General features: G+C 36.0%; 1 protein-coding gene. It reads right to left on the bottom strand.

Translation table 11 applies throughout. The features are described from left to right. Positions 1 to 71: 71 nt before the first annotated feature. Positions 72 to 673 (bottom strand): hypothetical protein (locus R7O13_RS27500; RefSeq protein WP_318305280.1); only part of this gene is annotated, 602 nt, incomplete at its 5' end.

Below are 673 nucleotides of genomic sequence, written 5' to 3'. Positions count from 1 at the left end.
ATCAGATCGTAGCTTCTTGATTTAGTTCCATCGAATTACGCAACAAAGCCTCTTTCGTTGCTAATTTTTCATTACTCTAAGGAATCGATAATTCCGTTTTTATCTATGTCTCTATATGTATCCTGTATATTAGCTTTACCGTCATCAATATAAGTCTCATCTAAGTAGCTAGTCGGAGATAGGCTATTTCCTTGTGTGGGAGCTTGATGCATTCTTTCAAATGAATCACTAACAAGATCGGCATCTGAATCATCTAACGCTGCATTTAAGCAAGTAAAATCCTCGTATTTTAGTGAGTCTGGTGAACTTTCTGTAATATCACAAGATTCACGTTCCTCTATGTTACTTAAACCATCATTATCAATGTCGGCGATAGGGAATAAAAAACCATTGTCGATAAATTTATCTATTGGATAAAAATTAGCTGTCGTACTGCCTTCGGCTTTGATGCTTCCATTGTTAGAAAAAAGAAGCAGTTGATTGCTTCTTATCAAAACAGGGGACTCTGATAAGGTTGGAAAATTCGGTTTACCCACAATAAAACCATCCACTTTTACTCCTTGCACAAAATCCCATGCTCCGTCTGTTTTTTCTAATAAAAACGTGTTACGACCTATATAATAAGGACTTTCTTCTGCATATTCCCCCTTCCCAATAGTGTATTCACTAATAA

It is taken from the genome of Vibrio sp. Y176 (assembly GCF_033438945.1).
The sequence above is the reverse complement of the archived record's forward strand: the minus strand, read 5'-3'. Positions and strand labels throughout refer to the sequence as shown.